Origin of the sequence: Micromonospora sp. AP08 (genome assembly GCF_008085935.1) — a bacterium.
Taxonomy (GTDB): domain Bacteria; phylum Actinomycetota; class Actinomycetes; order Mycobacteriales; family Micromonosporaceae; genus Micromonospora; species Micromonospora chersina.
In genome coordinates this window covers 272,838-292,708 of record NZ_VSEZ01000001.1, presented here as the reverse complement: position 1 = coordinate 292,708, position 19,871 = coordinate 272,838, and the positions used below count along the sequence as shown (strand labels likewise).

Sequence of the window (19,871 nt, the reverse complement as noted above, 5' to 3'; positions counted from 1 at the left end):
AGGAAAGGCAGCGTCGCCGAGCCTCCGGAGGTCACCCGTGTCCCACGCCGAAGCCGACCACGACACCCGCCGGAGCCGGCAGTGGCTCGCCGGGCAGGCCCGCGGCGCGGGCGTCGACCGCGACCGGCTGCTGGAGCTGGGAGCGGCCATGGCCGCGCTGACCGCCGCGGCGGACGAGCGCGAGCCGGTCGCGGTGGCCCCGGCGCCGGTCGGCGTCGACCCGGGTACGCCGATCGCCAAGCCGCTGCCCGCGGAGCTGTTGCGCCCGCTGGACACCAACGCCGAGATGCGCTGGACGGCGCTGGCCGGGCAGGGGTACGTGGTGCCGAACGATCGGTTCTTCGTCCGCAACCACACCGTGACGCCCCGCCTGGACGCCGACACGTGGCGGCTGCGCCTGTTCGGCTCCGGGCTGCGGGGCGCCCCCACCCGGGACGCCCCGGTGGAGTTCAGCCTCGACGAGCTGCGCCGGCTGCCGGCCGAGGAGAGCACCGCGCTGCTCGAGTGCGCCGGCAACGGCCGGCGCTACTTCGCCGAGCAGCAGGACGACCCGGCGCCGGGGGTGGCCTGGGGGCTGGGCGGGGTGGGCGTGGCCCGCTGGCGGGGCGTCCGGCTGGGCACCGTCCTGCGCCTCGCCGGGCTGCGGGACGACGCCGTCGACGTGATGCCCGAGGGGCTGGACCCGGACTACGTGACCGGCGGGGTCAACCTGGGCCCGGTACGCCGCCCGCTGCCGATCGCCAAGGCCCTCGACGACGTGCTGCTGGCGTACGAGATGAACGGCGAGCCGCTCCCCGCCGACCACGGCTTCCCGGTCCGGGTGGTGGTGCCCGGCTGGATCGGCATCTCCTCGATCAAGTGGGTGGGCCCCGTCGAGGTCTCCACCACTCCCCTGTTCTCCCCGTGGAACACCCGGTTCTACCGGATGTTCGGCCCCGGGCACCCCGCTGAGGGCACGGTGCTGGGCGCGCAGCCGGTGAAGAGCGCGTTCGAGCTGGCCTGGGACGCCCGGGTGCCGGCCGGCGCGGACCTGCTGCTGCGCGGTCGGTCCTGGTCGGGCAACGGTCCGATCGACCGCGTCGAGGTGGACACCGGCGACGGCTGGCGCCCCGCCGACCTGGTCGCCGCCGACCGGGGCGGCCCCTGGCAGCGCTGGACGGCCCGCTGGCGCCCCCCGGCACCGGGCCGCTACACCCTCCGCGCCCGCGCCACCGACACGACGGGCGCCACCCAACCCACCCGCACCCGGGCCAACACCCTGGCCTACCTGTTCGACGCGGTGGTCCACCACCCGATCACGGCTCTCTGACCTAACCCGACGGTTGCCCCGGCACTCCGGTGCCGGTGGTCACCACGTCGTGATCAACCCGCTGGGAGCGTGAGGTAGGCGGGTGGGACCGTGTCCGTGAGCCAGACGCCGTTGGCGCTGCGGTAGAAGGCGTAGCCGTTGGCGGCCATGGCAGCGGCGTCGACGGTCAGGATCACCACCGCGCCGGCCCGGCGGGCGCCCACGCGGCGGGCGGTCTCCACGTCCGGGGACAGGTGCACGTGGTGGCGGCGGCCCCGGTGGAGGCCCTCGGCCCGGATAGCGGGAAGCGTCGTCTCGCTGGTGCCGTGGAAGAGCCGGTCGGGCGGCACGTCCGGGGCCAGGCCCAGGTCCACGGGGACGGAGTGGCCCTGGCTGGCCCGGATCCGGTCGACCCCGTCGGGTCCGCGTTCGACGGCGAAGCGCTGCTTGTCGTTGCCGGCCACCACGGCGTCCAGGTCGGCGCGGGTGATCCGCAGCGCGGCGAGCAGGTCGGCGACCGGCACCCAGCCGGCCCGGTCGAGCGTCAGGTGGAACCGGTCGGGGCGGTGGCGCAGGGCCAGCGACATCCGCTTGCTCACCCGGACCAGGTCACGATGATCCACCTGGACAGTGTGAGCCACCGGTCGGGGGCGGTCGACGGATATCAGCCGGTGGCGGCCGAAGCGGCGCTCACCATCAGCCCCGCGGCGTCCACCACCTCGAAGTCGCTGCCGCGCAGGCCGGCGAGGGCGTGCAGGGCGTCGTTGTCCCAGCGCGGGTCGGGGGCGCCGGAGAGGAACCAGGCCGAGCCGTGGTCGGCGACGACCAACCCGTACCGCTGCATCGCCTCGGCGACGATCCGGGCCTGCCGGGGCAGCCGGGACAGGTCCACCGAGCGCTTGAGTCGCAGCCGCTGGCCGAGCTGCGGCAGCGCCGGGTCGGTGGCCGACGAGGCGGAGTGGGTGGCCGGCCAGGTCCAGCCGGTGCGGGTGCGCGGCACGGTCACCCGGATCGCGTGGTCGATCCGGCCGGCGGCCACCTCGTCGTAGCGGACCAGCCCGGCCAGGATGGACAGTCCGGCCGCGTCGGCAGAGGTCCAGCCCGCCCGCCGCAGCCTATTGGACCGCAGGTCGAAGACCGCTCCCGAGCCGGCCCGCCAGCCGGCGCCGGACCGGTGCGCGTCGAACAGCTCGTACGCCCGGCAGGCCGCCCGGTCCCAGACGATCACGTGCCGGTCGCCGGCGCCGTCCGGTCCACCCTCGACCGCCGCGTCCGGCGGCACCGGGTACGGCCCCGGGTCGCTCTCGTCGGCGTATCCGAAGGTCACCGGGACCCGCCGCTGCCCGGCGGGGACGACGGTGACCGGGATGCCGATCGGCGCGCCCTCCCACCGGCCGGAGCCGAAGTCGGCGTGGACGGTGGCGCCCCCGCCGATCGCGCCGATCATCGCCGCCGACCGCGGGTGCACGGGCAGCCGGGCGACGTCGGCGTGCCAGACGTTGTCCGCCGGGAAGACGGTGCACGGCCGGGCGCTCGGGCCGGGCCGGCCGCCGAGCCCGGCCCGGGCGGCCGGCACGGGCGACGGGACGGCCGGCGGGGCCGGTGCCGCGCTGGCCGGGCCGATCGGCGTCGGCGCGGTAGCCGGCGGGGTGGCCGGGTCGGAGCAGCCGGCGGCGACCAGGGCGAGCACGGCCGCGACGGCGGTGGCGCGGCGGACTGACGGGCGGGCCATTCCGCGCATCCTGCCCGAGGGCGGCGTCCGGCGGCAACGGTCGGCCCGGTCCATGGGCGATCGCCGGCGACCGCCGGCACCAGGAGGCGGCGCACCGGGCGGTCAGGCGGTCCCGGCCGGGTCAGGCGGCGGCGCGGTGGGCCGGGGGCCGCCGCCGGAGGGACGGGTCGGTGAGCGCGGGCGGGGACCAGACGCCGTCCGGCTGGTAGAGGTTCGTGCCGGGCGGGACGATCTCGTCGATCCGGTCCAGCACCGCGTCGTCGAGGGTCAGCGCCGCGCCCTTGAGCAGCCCCTCCAACTGGGTCATGGTGCGCGGCCCGAGGATCGCCGAGGTGACCCCCGGGTGCGCCACGGTGAACGCGACGGCCAGCTCGGGCAGCGAGCAGCCGACCTCCTCGGCGAGCGCGACCAGTTCCTCGACGGCGGCGTACTTGGCGGCGTTGCCGGGCAGCGCCGGGTCGAACCGGTCCGGGTTGCGCGCCGGCCGGCCGGCGGTGAGGTCGACGGCCACGCCCTGCCGGTACGCGCCGGACAGGAAGCCGGAGGCGAGCGGCCCCCACACCAGCACGCCCATGCCGTACCGCTGGCAGACCGGCAGGACCGCACGCTCGATCCCGCGCGCCAGGATCGAGTACGGCGGCTGCTCGGTGCGGAACCGGCCGAGCGCCCGCCGCTCCGCGAGGTGCTGCGCCTCGACGATCTCCTCGGCGGGGAAGGTCGAGCAGCCGAACGCCCGGATCTTGCCGGCCCGGACCAGGTCGGTGAGCACCCCGAGGGTCTCCTCGACGTCGGTGGTGTGGTCGGGCCGGTGCACCTGGTAGAGGTCGATCCAGTCGGTGCCCAGGCGGCGCAGGCTGTCCTCGACGGCGCGGACGATCCAGCGTCGCGAGTTACCGCCCCGGTTGGTCCCCTCCCCCATGGGGAAGTGCACCTTGGTGGCCAGCACCACGTCGTCGCGCCGGCCCCGCAGCGCCTTGCCGACGATCACCTCCGACTCGCCGGCCGAGTACATGTCGGCGGTGTCCACGAAGTTGATCCCCCGGTCGAGGGCGGTGTGGACGATCCGGGCGCAGTCGTCGTGGTCGGGGTTGCCGACCGACCCGAACATCATGGTGCCGAGACAGTGGACGCTGACCTGGATGCCGGTGCCGCCGAGGACGCGGTAACGCATGTGAGGGCTCCCTGGGATGACGCCGCGCTGACCGGGCGGCGGCCGGTGCGGTCACCGTAGGAGTTCGAGCGTGCTCGAGGTCAACTCTCCGCCGCTGCCTCCCCGGCCTGCGCCAGGTAGCCGGCCGCCTGCAACTCGAACAGCTCCCGGTAGAGGCCCTCCTGGGCCATCAGCTCGTCGTGGTCGCCCTGCTGGATGAGCCGACCGTGGTCCATCACGAAGATCCGGTCGGCGTGCCGGACGTTGGCCAGCCGGTGGGTGATCAGCACGACGGCCCGGTCGGGGTGGCGCCGCAGGTGCTGGAAGAGGGCGTGCTCGGCCCGCGCGTCGAGCGCCGCCGACGGCTCGTCGCAGATCAGCAGCCGGGCGTCCCGGTAGAGACCGCGGGCGGCCACGAGCCGCTGCCACTGCCCGCCGGAGAGGTCCTGGCCGTCCTTGAACTGCCGGTCGAGCAGCGTGTCGTACCCGAACGGCAGCTCGGTGATCATGTCGTGCGCGGCGGCGTCCCGGGCGGCGTCCTCGATGTCCGGCCCCGGCCGGTCGGCGGGCCGGTCGTGCCGGCCGATCCGGATGTTCTGCCGGGCGGTGAACGGGAACCGCCACCAGTCCTGGCTCATGACCGCCACCTGGGCGGCGGTCTGCCGGGGATCCAGCTCGGCGGTGTCCACCCCGTCCCAGCGGATCAGCCCGGCGGTGGGCCGGTAGAGGCCCGCGATGAGCTTGGCCAGGGTGGTCTTGCCGGAGCCGTTCTCCCCCACCAGCGCGATCACCTCGCCCCGCCGGACGGTCAGGCTGACCTCGTCGACGGCGGCCGCCTCGGTGTCCGGGTAGCGGAGGCTCACCCGGTCGAGGTCGATCCGATCGAAGCCGTCGACGGGCCGGGTGCCGCCGGTCGGCACCCGGCGCCGGGCCCGGTCCAGGAAGTCCCGGTAGTCCTGGTAGTAGAGCGCGTCCTCGTAGAGCGAGTTGGTGGCGAACACGGCGGTGCGCACGCCGGCCCGAGCCGACTGCAACGCCAGCAGGGCGGTGGCCGCCGCGGCGAGGGCGACCACACCGCTGAGCAACAGGCCGCCGAGGACCGCGTAGAGCCCGAAGGCGGCGACCCCGGTGACCGACAGGCCGACCGCGCGGGTCATCGTCTGCGCCCGGGCCAGGCGCAGCTCGGCGCGGGTCTCCAGGCTCATCACGCGGTGGAACTCCGCGAGCAGGAACTCCCGCATCTGGTACGCGCGGATCTCGGCGGCGGTGTGCCGGTGGGCCATCAGGTCGCCGAGCATCCACTTGCGGCGCTGCCGGGTGACCCGGGCCAGCCAGTCGAGGTGCTGGCGGCGGGCCATCCGCACCGCGGTCACCGCCTCCGGCGCGGCGGCGGCCAGCAGGCAGGGCAGCAGCAGCGGATGGATCACCGTCACGGCGGCGGCGGTGGCCGCGACGCCCACCACGCCGGTGACCAGGTTGACGGTGTCGGTCACGATGGCCCCGGCCTCGGCCAGGCCCCGGTCGCGTGCCCGCACCATCTCCTCGGCGAACCCGGCGTCGTCGAAGGCGGCCAGCTCGACCGCCGAGGTGGTCTCGAACAGCCGCAGCTCCACCGCGTGGTTGATCTGCGGGATGAGCCGCGCCTGCGCCCAACCCGCGGCGACGGTCAGGGCGCCGCGGGCGGTCACCGCCGCTGCCGCCACCGTCAGGGCGGGAACCGCCGCGCGGATCCGGTCGGGCGTGGGGCCGGCGGCGAAGAGCTGCTGGAGCACCCCCGTCGTGGCGAGCAGGCCCAGCGTGGTGAGCACGCCGGCGGCGACGTTGAGCCCGATCGAGGTGAGGGTGTCCCGCCGGCTGGTCGCCCAGGCCAGGGCGACGGCCTCACGGACCAGGGCGGGCAGCCGGCGGGCCACCGCCCAGAAGCCGGTGTGGGCCAACTCCGTGGCCCGGTGCATCCAGTGCGGGTCTTCCAGCTCCGGCAGCGCCGGTCCGTCCGCCGGCTCGTCCTGCTCGGACGGCGGACGCGGGCCGATCACCGTGGTCATGGCACCTCCTCGGCGGGGCAGGCAGCACCGGAGCTTACTTTCCGCAGTCAGCCACTGTCTGCCCGTGACCGGCGTGTCGAACATCCGTCCCAAACGCGTGTCGCACCGGCGGTTCGCGGCTCCCGAGGGGTGGGCGATCTCGGGTCGCGTCGCGCGTACCCGTCCCGGGTGGCAGGCTGGTGGGGTCGCCGGCAGCGGGGCGACGCCGGCCCGCCGGCAGACCCGTCGTGAAGGAGAAGATCGACCCGATGGCTGTGGACATCACCACCACGGACGAATGGCAGGCCCTGCGCAAGCACGCCGAGGCGATGCGCGGCACGCACCTGCGGGAGCTGTTCGCCGCGGACGGGCAGCGGGGCGACCGGCTCACCGGCGAGGTCGCCGACCTGCACGTGGACTACAGCAAGAACCTCGTCACCGACGAGACGCTGGGCCTGCTGACCGCGCTCGCCGAGCGGGTCGGGCTGACCGACCGGATCGCCGCCATGTTCGCCGGGGAGCACATCAACTCCACCGAGGACCGGGCCGTGCTGCACACCGCCCTGCGGGTGCCCCGCGACGCGTCGCTCACCGCGGACGGCCAGGACGTGGCCGCCGACGTGCACGCCGTGCTGGACCGGATGTCGGCCTTCGCCGAGCGGGTCCGCTCCGGCGCCTGGCGGGGTCACACCGGCGAACGGATCAGCACGGTGGTCAACATCGGCATCGGCGGCTCCGACCTCGGGCCGGTGATGGCGTACGAGGCGCTGAAGGCGTACCGGGACGCCGGCATCACCTGCCGGTTCGTGTCCAACATCGACCCGACCGACATCCACGACAAGACCACCGACCTGGACCCGGCCAGCACGCTGTTCGTGGTGGTCTCGAAGACCTTCTCCACGCAGGAGACGCTGGCCAACGCCGACCAGGCGCGGCGCTGGCTGCTGGCCGGCCTGGACGCCGACGACAGCGCCGTGGCCCGGCACTTCGTGGCGGTCAGCACCAACGAGCAGCGGGTCCGCGACTTCGGCATCGACCCGGAGAACATGTTCGGCTTCTGGGACTGGGTGGGCGGGCGCTACTCGCTGCCCTCGGCGGTCGGGCTGTCGGTGATGCTGGCGGTCGGGCCGGCGCGGTTCCGGGAGCTGCTGGATGGCTACCACGCCGTGGACGAGCACTTCCGGAGCACACCGGTGGCGCGGAACGTGCCGGCGCTGCTCGGCCTGCTCAACGTCTGGTACACCGACTTCCTCGGCGCGGAGACCCACGCGGTGCTGCCCTACTCGCAGTACCTGCACCGGTTCCCGGCCTACCTCCAGCAGCTCACCATGGAGAGCAACGGCAAGTCGGTGACGCGGGACGGCCGGGCGGTCACGTACCCGACCGGGGAGATCTTCTGGGGCGAGCCGGGCACCAATGGGCAGCACGCCTTCTACCAGCTCATCCACCAGGGCACCCGGCTGATCCCGGCCGACTTCATCGCGTTCAGCCAGCCCAACCACGACCTGGGCGACATGCACGACCTGTTCATGTCGAACTTCTTCGCGCAGACCGCGGCGCTGGCCTTCGGCCGCACCCGGGAGCAGGTCGAGGCGGAGGGCACCGCGCCGGAGGTGGTGCCGCACCGGGTCATGCCGGGCAACCACCCGACCACGTCGATCATCGCGCCGAAGCTGACCCCGGCGACGCTGGGCCAGCTCATCGCCCTCTACGAGCACATCGTGTTCACCGAGGCCGCGGTCTGGGACATCAACCCCTTCGACCAGTGGGGCGTGGAGCTGGGCAAGGTGATGGCCAACCAGCTCGCGCCGAAGCTCACCGGGAGCGAGCCGGACCTCGGCGACCTGGACTCCTCCACGGCCGCGCTGATCCGCCGCTACCGCCGGCAGCGCGGCCGGGACTGACGTACGCCCGCGGCCTCCGACCCGAGATGGTCGGAGGCCGCGCGGTCAGCCGCGCAGCAGGTCGGCGTGGGCGGCGCGGAGCCGGGCGAGCGCCGGATCGCCGGCCGGTGCGCGGCGGTCCAGCTCGGCCCACACCTCGGCGAGGGCGTCGGTGAGCCCGCGCAGCTCGGCGGCGTGCCGCCGGCTGCTCTGCCGGTGCAGCTCCTCCAGCCGCCGGGACCAGCCGGCGCTGATCGCGGCGATCCGGTCGGCGTCGGCGCGGGCCTGCGCCGCGGTGCGCGCCGCCGCGGCGGGCACGATCGCGGCGACCGGGCGCGGATCGCCGTCGCGGGTGACGACGGTGACGGTGTCGGTCAGCTCGGCGAGGGAGACGAGCTGGGTGAGCCGGGTGCGGACCTCGCGCAGCGGCAGGGCGCGCGGCTGGGGGGACCGGTCGGCCAGTGCGGGGACAGCCATGGACACATGTTGACGTCCGGGTACGACAGAACCGCGCCGGGTGACCGGCCCGAGGGTCAGCCGGCGGCCGTCCACTCCGGCGCGAGCACCGACCAGACCTCCATGTCGGCCCGGCCCTCCGGCGCGGGGGCGGCCCCGCGCAGCACCCCGTCGCGGCTCATGCCCAGCCGCCGGGCCACCGCGATGCTGCGCTCGTTGCCGGCCTTGGTGACCCACTCGACGCGGTGGATGCCGCGGTCCCGGACCGCCCAGTCGATGATCACGCGGGCCGCCCGGGTGACCAGGCCCTGCCCCTCGGCGCCCGCCTCCAGCCAGCAGCCGGCCTCGCACACCCCGGTGGTGGTGCTGAGCGAGACGAAGAGCACGCCGCCGACCAGGGTGCCACGCTGCCAGATGCCCCAGATCCCGCCGTCGTCGCGGGCCCACCGGTCGGCGTAGTTCTGGAGCACCCGGCGGGCGGACTCGGCGTCGGTGGCCACGAAGGACGCGCCCACCCATGGGGCGATGTGCTCCCGGCAGCGGTCGAGGTTGGCGAGGAACTCGTCGGCGTGCCACGGCATCAGCTGCCGCAGCTCGGCGTCGTCGGTCAGAGAGAGGGCGAACACCCGAGCAACCTACCGGGCGGGGACGCCCGAGGGCGCCCCCGCTGCATTGGTCAGGGGTGCATCTCGTACGCGCCGGCGAGGGCGACCACCCGCTGCCACACGCGGGCGGTGCGGTCGGCGTCGACGACCGGCCGCCGGAGGTGGGCGAGCGCCCAGGCGGCCTGCGCCTCCGTGGTGGCCGCCTTGCCGTGCAGTTCGGTGGCGTACCCGGAGAAGTCCCGGACCAGCAGGTCGAAGATCTCGTCCAGCAGGTCGGCGTCGAGTCCGGTCAGCTCGGCCTGCTCCAGGATCAGCTGGCCGTAGACGACCAGGGCGAAGAGCTGGCCGACGGTGAGCAGGAAGTCCAGGTCCCGCTGCTGGGCCTCGTCCGGGGCGTGCGCGGCGAGCAGGGCGGTCAGCCCGTCGGCCTGCTCGCGGAACCGGGCCACGTTGGGCAGGTGGGCGTGCGCGTCGTAGGCGGCGCGCCAGTCGTGGAAGCGGATGGCGCCGAGGCCGCGGGCCGGGCCCTGCCGGAACAGGAACTCGTCGTCGGCCGGGTCCTGCCGGGTCGGCACGGGCGGGTGCTCGGCCGGCCGGAACAGGTAGTTGGGCATGAACTTGAGGATCAGCGCCAGGTTGACGTGCACCGTCCCCTCCAGCTTCGGCAGGCCGCGGATGTCCTTGGCGGCCTTGTCGAAGTAGGTGTCGGCCTCGAAGCCCTTGGCGGCGATCACGTCCCAGAGCAGGTCGATGACCTTCTCGCCCTCGGTGGTGACCTTCATCTTGGTCATCGGGTTGAACAGCAGGTACCGCCGGTCGTCCGGGCCGGCCGAGCGGAAGTAGTCCACCGCCCGGTCGCTGAACAGCTTCATGGCCACCAGGCGGGCGTACGCGTCGGTCAGCTCGCGGCGCACGTGCGGGAAGTCGGTGACCCGCCGGCCGTAGAGGATCCGGTGGTGGGCGTGGGTGACCGCCTCGTACATGGCGTGCTCGCAGATGCCGATGGAGGCGGTGCAGAGGTTGAACTTGCCGACGTTGACGGTGTTGAGCGCGGCGTCGAAGGCGGCCGGGCCGGTGTGCAGCACGTCCTCGGCGCGCACCGGGTAGTCCTCCAGGCGGAACTCGCTGACGTACATCTGTGCGCTGACCACGTTGCGAACCAGCCGGTACGCCGGGTGCCGGCTGTCGGCGGCGAAGAAGACGTACCCCTCGGGGCCCTCGACGTCGGCGCGGCGGCCGAAGACGGACACCAGGCCGGCGACGTTGCCGTTGCCGATGTAGTACTTGCCGCCGGTGGCCCGGAAACCGCCGTCGGCGTCGGGGGTGAGCAGCAGGTCGGTGGAGTAGATGTCGGCGCCGTGCGGCCGCTCGGAGAGGCCGAACGCCATGACGTGGCCCTCGTCGAGCAGCGCGGCGGCGCGGGCCCGGGCGGCGGCGTTGCCGCTCTGCCAGACCGGCCCGAGGCCGAGCACGGTGACCTGCCAGGTGTACCAGTAGCCGAGGCCGTAGAAGCCGAGGATCTCGCTGAGGGCGGCGTTGCGGGCGGTGTCCCAGCGCTTGTCCGGGTCGCCGCCGCCGTCGGCGGCCGGGGTGAGGAAGGTGGCGAAGAGCCCCTCCTTGGCGGCGAAGGCCAGGAAGTCGGCGTACCACTCGTGGTGGTTGTAGCTGTCCACCAGGGCCTGCTTGCCGCGGGACTCGAACCAGTCGATGGTGGCGCGCAGCAGCCGCCGGGAGGCCTCGTCGAGGTGGGCGGGGTCGTAGCGGTGGGGGTGGAACAGCAGCGGGTCGGTCACGGCTGAGCCTTTCCGAGGGAGTCGAGGGAGTCGAGGGTGTCGAGGACGTCGTCGAGCCAGGCCAGCACCATCCGCTCGTACGCGATGCCGCCGCGCAGCACGACGTGCTGGAGCGCCGCGCGGGCGTCCCGGGCGGCGGGGGCGGGGAAGTCGCGGCGCTCGCCGGCCAGGTAGCCGGCGAGGGTGGCCTCGTGGTCGGCGCGGTAGCGCTCGACCTCGGCGACCAGTGCGGCGCGGCCGGCCGCGTCGTCGAACGCGGCACCGCGGATCTTGACGGCCAGCTCGTGCCGGACCGCCTCGGGCTGTACGGGGGCGCGCAGCCAGGTGACCATGGCGGAGCGCCCGGCAGGGGTGACCGACCAGATTTTCTTGTCGGGCAGCCCCTCCTGGCCGATCTCCTCGGCGGTGAGCCAGTCGTCGTGTTCCATCCGCTTGAGGACGCGGTAGATCTGCTGGTGGGTGGCGGTCCAGAAGCGGCCGATCGAGCGGTCGAAGCGCCGAGCCAGCTCGTAGCCGGAGGCGGGCTGCTCCAGGAGCGAGACAAGGATGGCGTGCTCCAGCGACATGCCGGCCATCCTCCTATGCAACGAGTTGCATAGCAAGCCCCCGGCTCGGGTCAGCGGCGGCCCAGGCGGGCGGCCAGCTCGGCGCGGAGCCGGTCGACGCCCTCGCCGGTCAGCGCCGACACCGGGACGGCCTCGGGACAGGCGCGGCAGAGCGCGGCCACCCACTCCGCGGGCGCCACGTCGATCTTGTTGAGCGCCAGCAGCTCGGGCACGTCCCCCGCGCCGATCTCGTGCAGCACGCCGTGCACCGTGGTGATCTGCTCCAGCGCGTCCGGCGCGGCGGCGTCCACCACGTGCAGCACCAGGTCGCTGCCGCTCACCTCCTCCAGCGTCGAGCGGAACGCGTCGACCAGCTGGTGGGGCAGGTGCCGGACGAACCCGACGGTGTCGGTGACGGTGTAGGTGAGGTCCCCGGTGGAGATGCGCCGGACCGTCGGATCGAGGGTGGCGAAGAGCACGTCCTGGACCTGCGCGTCCGCCCCGGTGAGGCGGTTGAGCAGGGCGGACTTGCCGGCGTTGGTGTAGCCGGTGATGGCGACCGACGGCACCCGGTTGCGGGCCCGCCGGCCGCGGTTGCGCTCCCGCCGCCGGGCCAGCTCGCGGACGTTGCCCCGTAGGCGGGTGGCCCGCTGCCGCAGCCGGCGACGCTGGGTCTCCAGCTTCATCTCACCGGGGCCCCGGACGCCCATGCCGGCGCCGCCGGCCATCCGGCCGCCACCCACGCGGGACAGCGCGCGGCCGTCACCGCGCAGCCGGGGCAGCTGGTACGCGATCTGCGCCAGCTCCACCTGCACCCGGCCCTCGCTGGTGCGGGCGTGCTCGGCGAAGATGTCCAGGATCAGCGCGGTCCGGTCGACCACCCGCACGCCCGTGCGTTCCTCGAGGTTGCGCACCTGGCCGGGGCTCAGCTCGCCGTCGGCGATCACCACGTCGGCGTGGGTCCGCTCGGCCACCGCGGCCAGCTCGTCGACCTTGCCGGAGCCCACGTACGTGGCCGGGTCCGGCCTCGGGCGGTTCTGCACCACGGCGTCGGCGACGGTCAGCCCGTCGGTGTCGGCCAGGCGGGTCAGCTCGGCCAGCGAGGTGTCGCTCCCCGGGCCGCTCCCGTCGCCGTCCTCGGGATGCACCGCCACGAGGACGGCGGTCGGCCGCCGCCCCGCCGTCGCGGCGCCCGCGCCCATCAGCCACGTCCCGGCCATCGCCCACCCCATCTCTCCGGAGGGGCTCGATCTACCCGGGCGGTGGCGGACCATGCCCATCGCCAGGTGGCGCGGGCAGGTGCTCGCGCAGCGCGGCCGTGGCGGTCAGATGATGAGGTGGGTCCAGTAGGTGAGCCACACCGCGAACAGCGCGCCCTGGAGCAGCGCCAGCCCGGCGGTGAGCCAGCCGTCGAGGCCGGGCCGGCGGGCCCAGCGGGCCAGCACCAGCGCCACCGGGAACGCGGCCAGCAGGTAGCGCAGCAGGCTCTTGTACACCGGCGGGCCCATCGACAGCGGCACCAGCACCACGATCACCGTGTAGACCAGGTACGGCCAGTCGGCCCGCCGGCGCAGCCCCACGGCCGCCACGGCCAGCATCGCCACGGCGATCCAGACCCGCAGCGCGTCGGCCGAGTTGTCGCCGACGAGCGCCGACCCGGCCACCCCGAGCGGGTTCTGCACCTTGATCCCCCAGCCCTTCTCCTGGGCGTGCTGGTAGGCGAACCAGTCGCCGCTCTGCCAGCGACAGAACGCCATGAAGGTCAGCCAGCCGGCCGGGACCAGCAGCAGGGGCCAGCCCTCCCGCACGTAGCGCGGCAGGCTGCGGGGATTCAGGCGCCAGCCGTGCTGCCGCAGCAACACGAGGGCCAGCGGGATCACCACCACGAAGCCGACCGAGCGGCTCATCGCCAGGAAGTAGCCGACGATCCCGACCACCAGCCAACGGCGCTGCTCGGCGTACCAGAACGCGGCCAGGGCGAGGCAGACGAAGAGCGACTCGGTCAGCGCGGCCTGGAACAGGAACGCGGTCGGCAGGAGCAGCAGGTAGCGGACGGCCCGCCGGCCGTCGGCCGGGTCCTCGTCGCCGAGCAGCCGGGCCCCCAGCCGGTACGCGAACCACAGCTGGAACAGCAGCGCCACGTTGGCGACCAGCAGCAGCGCCCAGGCGGTGTGCCCGCCGAGCAGCGGCGCGAGGGGCCGGGCCAGGAACGGGTAGAGCAGCGGGAAGCCGAAGTCCTTCCACGGCCGGTCCAGCGGCAGCCGGGCCAGGTGCTCGTAGAGGAACGAGTCCCAGGCGAACCAGAGCGAGACCCAGCGGTGCGAGGAGATCCGGTCCTGCTGGACCCGCATCATCGCCTCGTCGGCGGGCGGCGCGCCGGGCACCCCGTCCCAGGCGGTCAGCACCAGCACACCGACCAGGCTGAGCACGACCTTGGAGCCGACGAAGACGGCGAGCACGAAGCCCCAGGGCGCGGGCACACGGGCGGCCAGCCGCCGGCCCGGGGACGTGAGCCGGGCGCGTCGGCTGGGCCGCAGGTCGGTGCCGGGTACGTCCGCGGTCCCGGCCCGCCGCTCGTCCGCCATCCCGCTCCCACCGGTCGCCCCGCGACCGACCCCCGGACCGGGAAACCCGCCCCGCATCCCCGTTCCGCCCCGGTTCACACCCGCCGGGCCCCGAACGGGTGACCCGGGCGTCGCGCGTGGCGGGCGCAGGTGAGTCGGGCGGCAGGACGGGTAAGGGCGCTGCCGCATCGGCAGGCTGGCGGCGGGGGGCGCGGACGGCATGGGTGACGGCAACGGGACCGTGATCATCGGGGCGGGGCCCGCGGGGCTGACCGCCGCCTACGAGCTGCTGCGCCACGGCGAGCCGGTCCGCGTCTACGAGGCCGACGACGTGGTCGGCGGGATCAGCCGCACGGTCGAGCGCGACGGGTGGCGGTTCGACATCGGCGGCCACCGGTTCTTCACCAAGGTCTCCCGCGTGGAGGACTTCTGGCACGAGATCCTGCCGGACGAGGACTTCCTGCTCCGGCCCCGGATGAGCCGGATCTACTACCGCGGCGCGCTCTACGACTACCCGCTCAACGCGGGCAACGCGCTGCGCAACCTCGGCCTGCGGGAGGCGCTGCGCTGCGTCGGCTCGTACGGGCGGGCCCGGCTACGCCCGCCGAAGGACCAGTCGCACTTCGAGGGCTGGGTGTCGGCCCGGTTCGGCTGGCGGCTCTACTCGATCTTCTTCAAGACGTACACCGAGAAGGTCTGGGGGATGCCGGCCGACCAGTTGCAGGCGGACTGGGCCGCCCAGCGGATCAAGAACCTGTCGCTGTCCACCGCGGTGCTCAACGCGCTGCTGCCCAAGCGCAACCGCAAGGACGTGACCAGCCTGATCGAGGAGTTCCAGTACCCGAAGCACGGCCCCGGCATGATGTGGGAGCGCTGCACCGAGGAGGTGGAGAAGCGCGGCGGCACGGTGCGCACCAACACCTGGGTGACCGAGGTGCACCGGGACCCGGCGGGGCGGCGGGCCACCGCCGTCACGGTGGTCGACGCCGACGGCGAGCGCACGGAGCCGGCCGACCACGTGATCTCCTCGATGCCGATCTCCGCGCTGGTGCGGGCCATGCGGCCGGAGGCCCCGCCGGAGGTACGGGCCGCGGCCGACGACCTGCGCTACCGGGACTTCCTGACCGTGGCCCTGGTGGTGCCCGAGGAGTTCTCCTTCCCGGACAACTGGATCTACGTGCACGACCCGGCCGCCAAGGTGGGCCGGATCCAGAACTTCGGCTCCTGGTCGCCGTACCTGGTCAAGGACGGGCGGACCTGCCTGGGCCTGGAGTACTTCGTGTTCGAGGACGACGAGATGTGGCGGACCCCGGACGCGGACCTGGTCGCCTTCGCCACCGCCGAACTGGAGCGGCTGCGCCTGGTCCGGCCCGGCTGCGTGGAGGCCGGCTACGTGGTCCGGATGCCGAAGGCGTACCCGGTCTACGACGAGCGCTACCAGCACAACGTGGACGTGATCCGCGGCTGGCTGGCCCGGGAGGTGCCGAACGTGCACCCGGTGGGGCGCAACGGGATGCACCGCTACAACAACGCCGACCACTCGATGCTCACCGCCATGCTGGCCGCCGAGAACATCGCTTACGACGCCGGCCACGACGTCTGGACGGTCAACGTCGAGCAGGACTACCACGAGCAGCGGACGCCGTCGCGGCACGGCACCGGCCGGGACGCCCCCCTCATGCCGGCCCGCCGGTAAGGCGCGGGCGTGAGGGTGGTCATAACGGCTGGACGGCCCCGGCCGGCCTCCTGCTAGCCTTCTCGGCAGGTCATGAGCGCCAGCGTCAAGCCCCGGCTCGCTGGCCGGCAACCCTCCTCCGCGGTGGGGTGCCCCGGGTGAGGACCAGGCACCGGCAGCCGCCGGTGCAAGCGTGGCCTGGTACCCAGGTCATCACCGACCAGAGGGAACCATGTCTGCTCAGCTCCGCACCCCGCCCGCCGACGGCATCGCCTATCCGGCGCGGTTCGCGCTGGTCAAGCGGCGGCACGTCGACCTGATGCGGGTGTGCAGCGACGCCTGTCGCCGCGCCGACGCGCGCTGAGCGCCACTCCCCCACCTTCCGCACCATCCCTTTCCGGCTCGCCCGCCCCGGGCGCGCCGTCGGCGGCGTGCGCCCACGCCGCCTGAGACCCTGGAGAAACCTGTGCGAATCCGTTCCGCCCTGACCCGCGCCGCCGCGCTCGGCGCCGCCGCCGTGCTCGCCGCCACCGCCCTCACCGCCTGCGGTGACGACGGCGCCACCAGCGAGGCCGCCAACCCGTACGGCCTGCTCCAGGCCGGCGTGCTGCGGGCCGGCACGCTCACCGACGCCCCGCCGAACGTGTACCTGAAGGACGGCAAGTTCACCGGCTTCGACAACGACCTGCTGACCGCGGTCGCCGCGAAGGCCGGCCTCAAGGTGGAGTTCGTGGGCACCGACTTCTCCGCCCTGCTCTCCCAGGTCAACAACCACAAGTTCGACGTGGGGAGCTCCTCCATCACCATCACCGAGGCCCGGAAGAAGACCGTCGACTTCGGCAACGGCTACGACTTCGGCTACTTCGGCCTCGACGTGCCGGCCGGCTCCCCGATCACCGGCTTCGACCAGCTCGCCGGCAAGCGGGTCGTCGTCGTGCAGGGCACCGTGCAGGACGACTACGCCACCCGGGAGAACCTGAACCCGGTCCGGGTGCCCGACTACAACGGCGCGGTCAACCAGCTCAAGGCCGGCACGGCCGACGCCTGGATCGCCCCGGCCGAGATCGGCGACAAGTCCGCCGCCGACAGCAGCGGCAAGATCACGGTGGCCGCGAAGCAGCTCAGCCCGGCCCCGACCGCGTACGCGGTGGCCAAGGGCAACGACAAGCTGCGCGAAGCGCTGAACAAGGCCCTCGACGAGGTGATCGCCGACGGCACCTGGAGCAAGCTCCAGGCGCAGTACTACCCGGGCCGGCCGATCCCGGCCGACTTCAAGCCGGGCAGCGGCACGGTCGCCGTGCCGTCGCCGTCGGCGGCTTCCTGACCGGAACGATCGATTCGAGCGGGGCGGATGGAGACATGGATCCACTGAGCACCCTGTGGGAGACCTTCTTCGACTGGGACTCCATGCGCGAGGCGCTGCCCGAGATGCTGACCGTCGGGCTGCCCAACACGCTGATCCTGGCGGTCTCCGCCGCCCTGCTCGGCTCGGTGCTGGGCATGCTGCTGGCCGTCGCGGGCATCTCGCGTACCCGATGGTTGCGGTGGCCGGCCCGGGTCTACACCGACGTGTTCCGCGGCCTGCCGGCGGCGGCGACCATCCTGCTCATCGGCGTCGGCCTGGCGCCGCTGGGCATGCAGGTGTGGGGCCCGAACCCCTACCCGCTGGGCGTGCTGGCGCTGTCGCTGATCGCCGCCGCCTACATCGGCGAGATCTTCCGCGCCGGCATCCAGAGCGTCGAGGCCGCCCAGCTGGAGGGCGCCCGGGCCCTCGGCTTCTCCTGGGGCGAGGCCATGCGCCTGGTCATCGTCCCGCAGGGCGTACGCCGGGTCCTGCCGGCCTGGGTCAACCAGCTCATCGCGCTGATCAAGGACTCCAGCCTGGTCTACTTCCTCGGCCTGGTGGCCAGCCAGCGGGAGCTGTTCCGGATCGGCCAGGACTACGCGGCCACCACGGGCAACGAGTCCGCGCTGCTGCTGGCCGGCCTGTGCTACCTGGTGCTGACCGTGCCGCTGACCCACGCGGTCAACTGGATCGACCGGCGGCTGCGGCAGGGCCGGGCGGTGGCCGCCCCCGACCTCGACGTCGAACTCGACCCGGCCGGCGCGCCGGCGCCGACCGGAAAGGACCCGCGATGAGCACCGCCACCACCACCGCCACCTCGGTGAGCCTGGCCGTCCGGGACGTGCACCTGGCCTTCGGGCGCCACCAGGTGCTGCGCGGCGCCGACCTGGACGTGGCCCGGGGCGGGACGGCCTGCGTCATCGGCCCGTCCGGGTCCGGCAAGTCGACGCTGCTGCGGACGATCAACCGGCTCATCGAGCCGGACCGGGGCGACGTGCTGCTGGACGGGCGCAGCGTGCTGGGCGACGACCCGGACGCGCTGCGCCAGCGGATCGGCATGGTGTTCCAGCAGTTCAACCTCTTCCCGCACATGACCGTGCTGCGCAACCTCACCCTGGCCCTGCGCAAGCTCAAGAAGCTGCCCGAGGACGAGGCCGTGCAGGTCGCCCGCGCCCAGCTCGACCTGGTCGGGCTGGCCCACAAGGCCGACGTCCGGCCGGCGCAGCTCTCCGGCGGCCAGCAGCAGCGCGTGGCCATCGCCCGGGCCCTCGCGCTGCGGCCGCAGGTGATGCTCTTCGACGAGGCCACCTCGGCGCTCGACCCCGAACTGGTCAAGGGGGTGCTCGGGGTGATGGCCGACCTCGCGTCCGCCGGCATGACCATGGTGGTGGTCACCCACGAGATGGGCTTCGCCCGCGAGGTGGCCGACACGGTGGCCTTCATGGACGCCGGCGTCGTGCTGGAGGCCGGACCGCCGGCCGCCGTCTTCGAGGCGCCGGAGCACCCGCGGCTGCGCCGCTTCCTGTCCCAGGTGCTCTGACCCGACCGGCCGGGTTCGTCGCTGGCGCGGACGGTCCGGTTACGACGATCAACTCCGGGGTAGGAACCCCTGCGGCCGGAACGGAGATTCCGTGGGTGCGCCGGTCCGTGAGGGGGAGGACCGCGCCGGTGCGCGACTGGTGGAAGGCCGCCGTGGGGCGGCTGCGACAGGCGTGGGTGCCGGTGGTGGAGGCCGCGCTCGCTGCCACCGTGGCCTGGTTGATCGCCGCGCGGCTGATCGGCCACCCGGACCCGTTCTTCGCGCCGAGCGCGGCGCTGATCGTGCTCGGCGAATCGCGGGGCCGGCGCGTACGGCAGACCATCGAGCTGGTGCTCGGGGTGGCCGGTGGGGTGCTCGTCGCCGATCTGGTGGTGCACGCCCTCGGCCCGGGCACGGCGACCATGCTCCTCGTCCTGCTGCTCACCCTGGGCGTCACGGTGGCGGCCGGGGCGAGCAGCACCCTGGTCATCCAGACCACGGTCTCCGCGCTCTACCTGGTGGTGGTCGCCGCGCCGAAGGGCCAGTTCACCCCGTTCCGGTTCGTCGACGCGCTGATCGGCGGGGCGGTCGCCCTCGCCGCCAGCCAGCTCGTGGTGGCCCGGGACCCGCTGGCCCCGCTGGTAGCCGAGGCCCGCCGCACGTACGCCGACCTCGCCGACCTGCTCGACCGGGTGAACGCCGCGCTGGACCGCTGTGACGTCGGGGCCGCCCAGGCGGCGCTGGACCGGGCCCGGGAGGTGGACGGCTGCGTGGAACGCCTGCGGTCCGCGGTGGGGGCCTGCGCCGAGACGCTGCGGCTGCGGGTCCGCCGCCGCCGGCACCTCGGCCAGCTGGAACAGGTCGAGTCCACCACCCGGCAGCTCGACTACGCGGTACGCAACATCCGGGTGCTGGCCCGCAACGCGGTCACGCTGGCCCGGCTGCACATGGCCGCCCCACCCGAACTGGGCGCGGCGATCCGCTCGCTCGCCGAGGCGGTACGCGCCGCCGGCGCGGCGCTGGCCACCGACCTGACCGGTCAGGGCGCAGACCGGCACGCCACCCGGGCCGACGAGGCGGCACTGGCTGCGGTCCGGATCGGCGCCGACCTGCTGAAGGCCGACCCGCCACTGCCCGTCGTCATGATCGTCGGGCAGATCCGCGCCACCGCGATCGACCTGCTGCGCGGGGTCGGCGAGGACGGCGGGGCCGTGCTCGACCGGGTCGACGAGGCACTCGGCCTGCCGACACCGTCCTGACCGGCCCCCCGGACCGCGCCACCCCGCCGGTCC

General features: G+C 74.0%; 18 protein-coding genes and 1 riboswitch. Of the genes, 8 read left to right on the top strand and 10 right to left on the bottom strand.

Features of this window, described 5'->3' with window-relative positions:
* Positions 1-37: 37 nt before the first annotated feature.
* Positions 38-1,309, top strand: a complete 1,272-nt coding sequence (locus FXF50_RS01325; protein WP_255509827.1) for a sulfite oxidase — start codon at positions 38-40, stop codon at positions 1,307-1,309.
* Positions 1,310-1,362: 53 nt separating this feature from the next.
* Here the strand turns inward: FXF50_RS01325 and FXF50_RS01320 are convergent, their stop codons facing one another.
* From FXF50_RS01320 to FXF50_RS01305, 4 genes are all read right to left on the bottom strand, one after another.
* The gene (locus FXF50_RS01320) at positions 1,363-1,911 is read right to left on the bottom strand and encodes an RNA 2'-phosphotransferase (protein WP_148425345.1); all 549 of its coding nucleotides are present in this window, start codon (positions 1,909-1,911) and stop codon (positions 1,363-1,365) included.
* A gap of 41 nt (positions 1,912-1,952) precedes the next feature.
* Complete coding sequence (locus tag FXF50_RS01315) at positions 1,953-3,020, bottom strand: hypothetical protein (RefSeq protein ID WP_148425344.1); 1,068 nt, start codon at positions 3,018-3,020, stop codon at positions 1,953-1,955.
* Between the two features lie 121 nt (positions 3,021-3,141).
* Positions 3,142-4,191, bottom strand: coding sequence for an aldo/keto reductase (locus FXF50_RS01310; RefSeq protein WP_148425343.1), 1,050 nt, complete (start codon positions 4,189-4,191; stop codon positions 3,142-3,144).
* 80 nt (positions 4,192-4,271) lie between these two features.
* Entirely contained in the window at positions 4,272-6,215 is a 1,944-nt protein-coding gene (locus FXF50_RS01305; RefSeq protein ID WP_148425342.1) for an ABC transporter ATP-binding protein, read from the bottom strand.
* A 248-nt stretch (positions 6,216-6,463) separates the two neighbouring features.
* Here FXF50_RS01305 and pgi point away from each other — a divergent pair, with 248 nt between their 5' ends.
* Positions 6,464-8,098 (top strand): glucose-6-phosphate isomerase, encoded by a 1,635-nt coding sequence (pgi, locus tag FXF50_RS01300; protein WP_148425341.1) that lies wholly within the window; start codon positions 6,464-6,466, stop codon positions 8,096-8,098.
* 45 nt (positions 8,099-8,143) lie between these two features.
* Here the strand turns inward: pgi and FXF50_RS01295 are convergent, their stop codons facing one another.
* The 6 genes from FXF50_RS01295 to FXF50_RS01270 form a co-directional block, all read right to left on the bottom strand.
* Complete coding sequence (locus FXF50_RS01295) at positions 8,144-8,554, bottom strand: type II toxin-antitoxin system Phd/YefM family antitoxin (RefSeq protein ID WP_148425340.1); 411 nt, start codon at positions 8,552-8,554, stop codon at positions 8,144-8,146.
* A 56-nt stretch (positions 8,555-8,610) separates the two neighbouring features.
* Positions 8,611-9,159 (bottom strand): GNAT family N-acetyltransferase, encoded by a 549-nt coding sequence (locus tag FXF50_RS01290; RefSeq protein WP_148425339.1) that lies wholly within the window; start codon positions 9,157-9,159, stop codon positions 8,611-8,613.
* Between the two features lie 50 nt (positions 9,160-9,209).
* The gene (locus FXF50_RS01285; RefSeq protein WP_148425338.1) at positions 9,210-10,931 is read right to left on the bottom strand and encodes an acyl-CoA dehydrogenase family protein; all 1,722 of its coding nucleotides are present in this window, start codon (positions 10,929-10,931) and stop codon (positions 9,210-9,212) included.
* Entirely contained in the window at positions 10,928-11,497 is a 570-nt protein-coding gene (locus FXF50_RS01280) for a PadR family transcriptional regulator (RefSeq protein ID WP_148425337.1), read from the bottom strand. The genes FXF50_RS01285 and FXF50_RS01280 overlap by 4 nt, the downstream gene beginning before the upstream one ends.
* A gap of 50 nt (positions 11,498-11,547) precedes the next feature.
* Positions 11,548-12,696 carry a GTPase HflX gene (hflX, locus tag FXF50_RS01275; protein ID WP_148425336.1) on the bottom strand — a complete coding sequence of 383 codons (1,149 nt, stop codon included), beginning with the start codon at positions 12,694-12,696 and terminating at the stop codon, positions 11,548-11,550.
* Positions 12,697-12,801: 105 nt separating this feature from the next.
* On the bottom strand, positions 12,802-14,061 hold the full coding sequence (locus tag FXF50_RS01270; protein ID WP_148425335.1) for a hypothetical protein: 1,260 nt from the start codon (positions 14,059-14,061) through the stop codon (positions 12,802-12,804).
* 199 nt (positions 14,062-14,260) lie between these two features.
* Here FXF50_RS01270 and FXF50_RS01265 point away from each other — a divergent pair, with 199 nt between their 5' ends.
* The 6 genes from FXF50_RS01265 (at position 14,261) to FXF50_RS01245 (ending at position 19,838) form a co-directional block, all read left to right on the top strand.
* Positions 14,261-15,736 carry an NAD(P)/FAD-dependent oxidoreductase gene (locus tag FXF50_RS01265; RefSeq protein ID WP_148425334.1) on the top strand — a complete coding sequence of 492 codons (1,476 nt, stop codon included), beginning with the start codon at positions 14,261-14,263 and terminating at the stop codon, positions 15,734-15,736.
* A gap of 68 nt (positions 15,737-15,804) precedes the next feature.
* Positions 15,805-15,915: riboswitch (SAM riboswitch) on the top strand.
* A gap of 32 nt (positions 15,916-15,947) precedes the next feature.
* A complete protein-coding gene (locus FXF50_RS29630) occupies positions 15,948-16,079 on the top strand; it encodes a hypothetical protein (RefSeq protein WP_255509826.1) in 132 nt (43 codons plus the stop codon).
* Between the two features lie 102 nt (positions 16,080-16,181).
* The gene (locus FXF50_RS01260) at positions 16,182-17,039 is read left to right on the top strand and encodes an ABC transporter substrate-binding protein (RefSeq protein ID WP_148425333.1); all 858 of its coding nucleotides are present in this window, start codon (positions 16,182-16,184) and stop codon (positions 17,037-17,039) included.
* Positions 17,040-17,074: 35 nt separating this feature from the next.
* Entirely contained in the window at positions 17,075-17,854 is a 780-nt protein-coding gene (locus tag FXF50_RS01255; protein WP_148425332.1) for an amino acid ABC transporter permease, read from the top strand.
* Positions 17,851-18,600, top strand: a complete 750-nt coding sequence (locus tag FXF50_RS01250) for an amino acid ABC transporter ATP-binding protein (protein WP_148425331.1) — start codon at positions 17,851-17,853, stop codon at positions 18,598-18,600. Before FXF50_RS01255 ends, FXF50_RS01250 begins: the two co-directional genes overlap by 4 nt.
* Positions 18,601-18,728: 128 nt before the next feature.
* Complete coding sequence (locus tag FXF50_RS01245) at positions 18,729-19,838, top strand: aromatic acid exporter family protein (protein WP_148425330.1); 1,110 nt, start codon at positions 18,729-18,731, stop codon at positions 19,836-19,838.
* Positions 19,839-19,871: the final 33 nt, after the last annotated feature.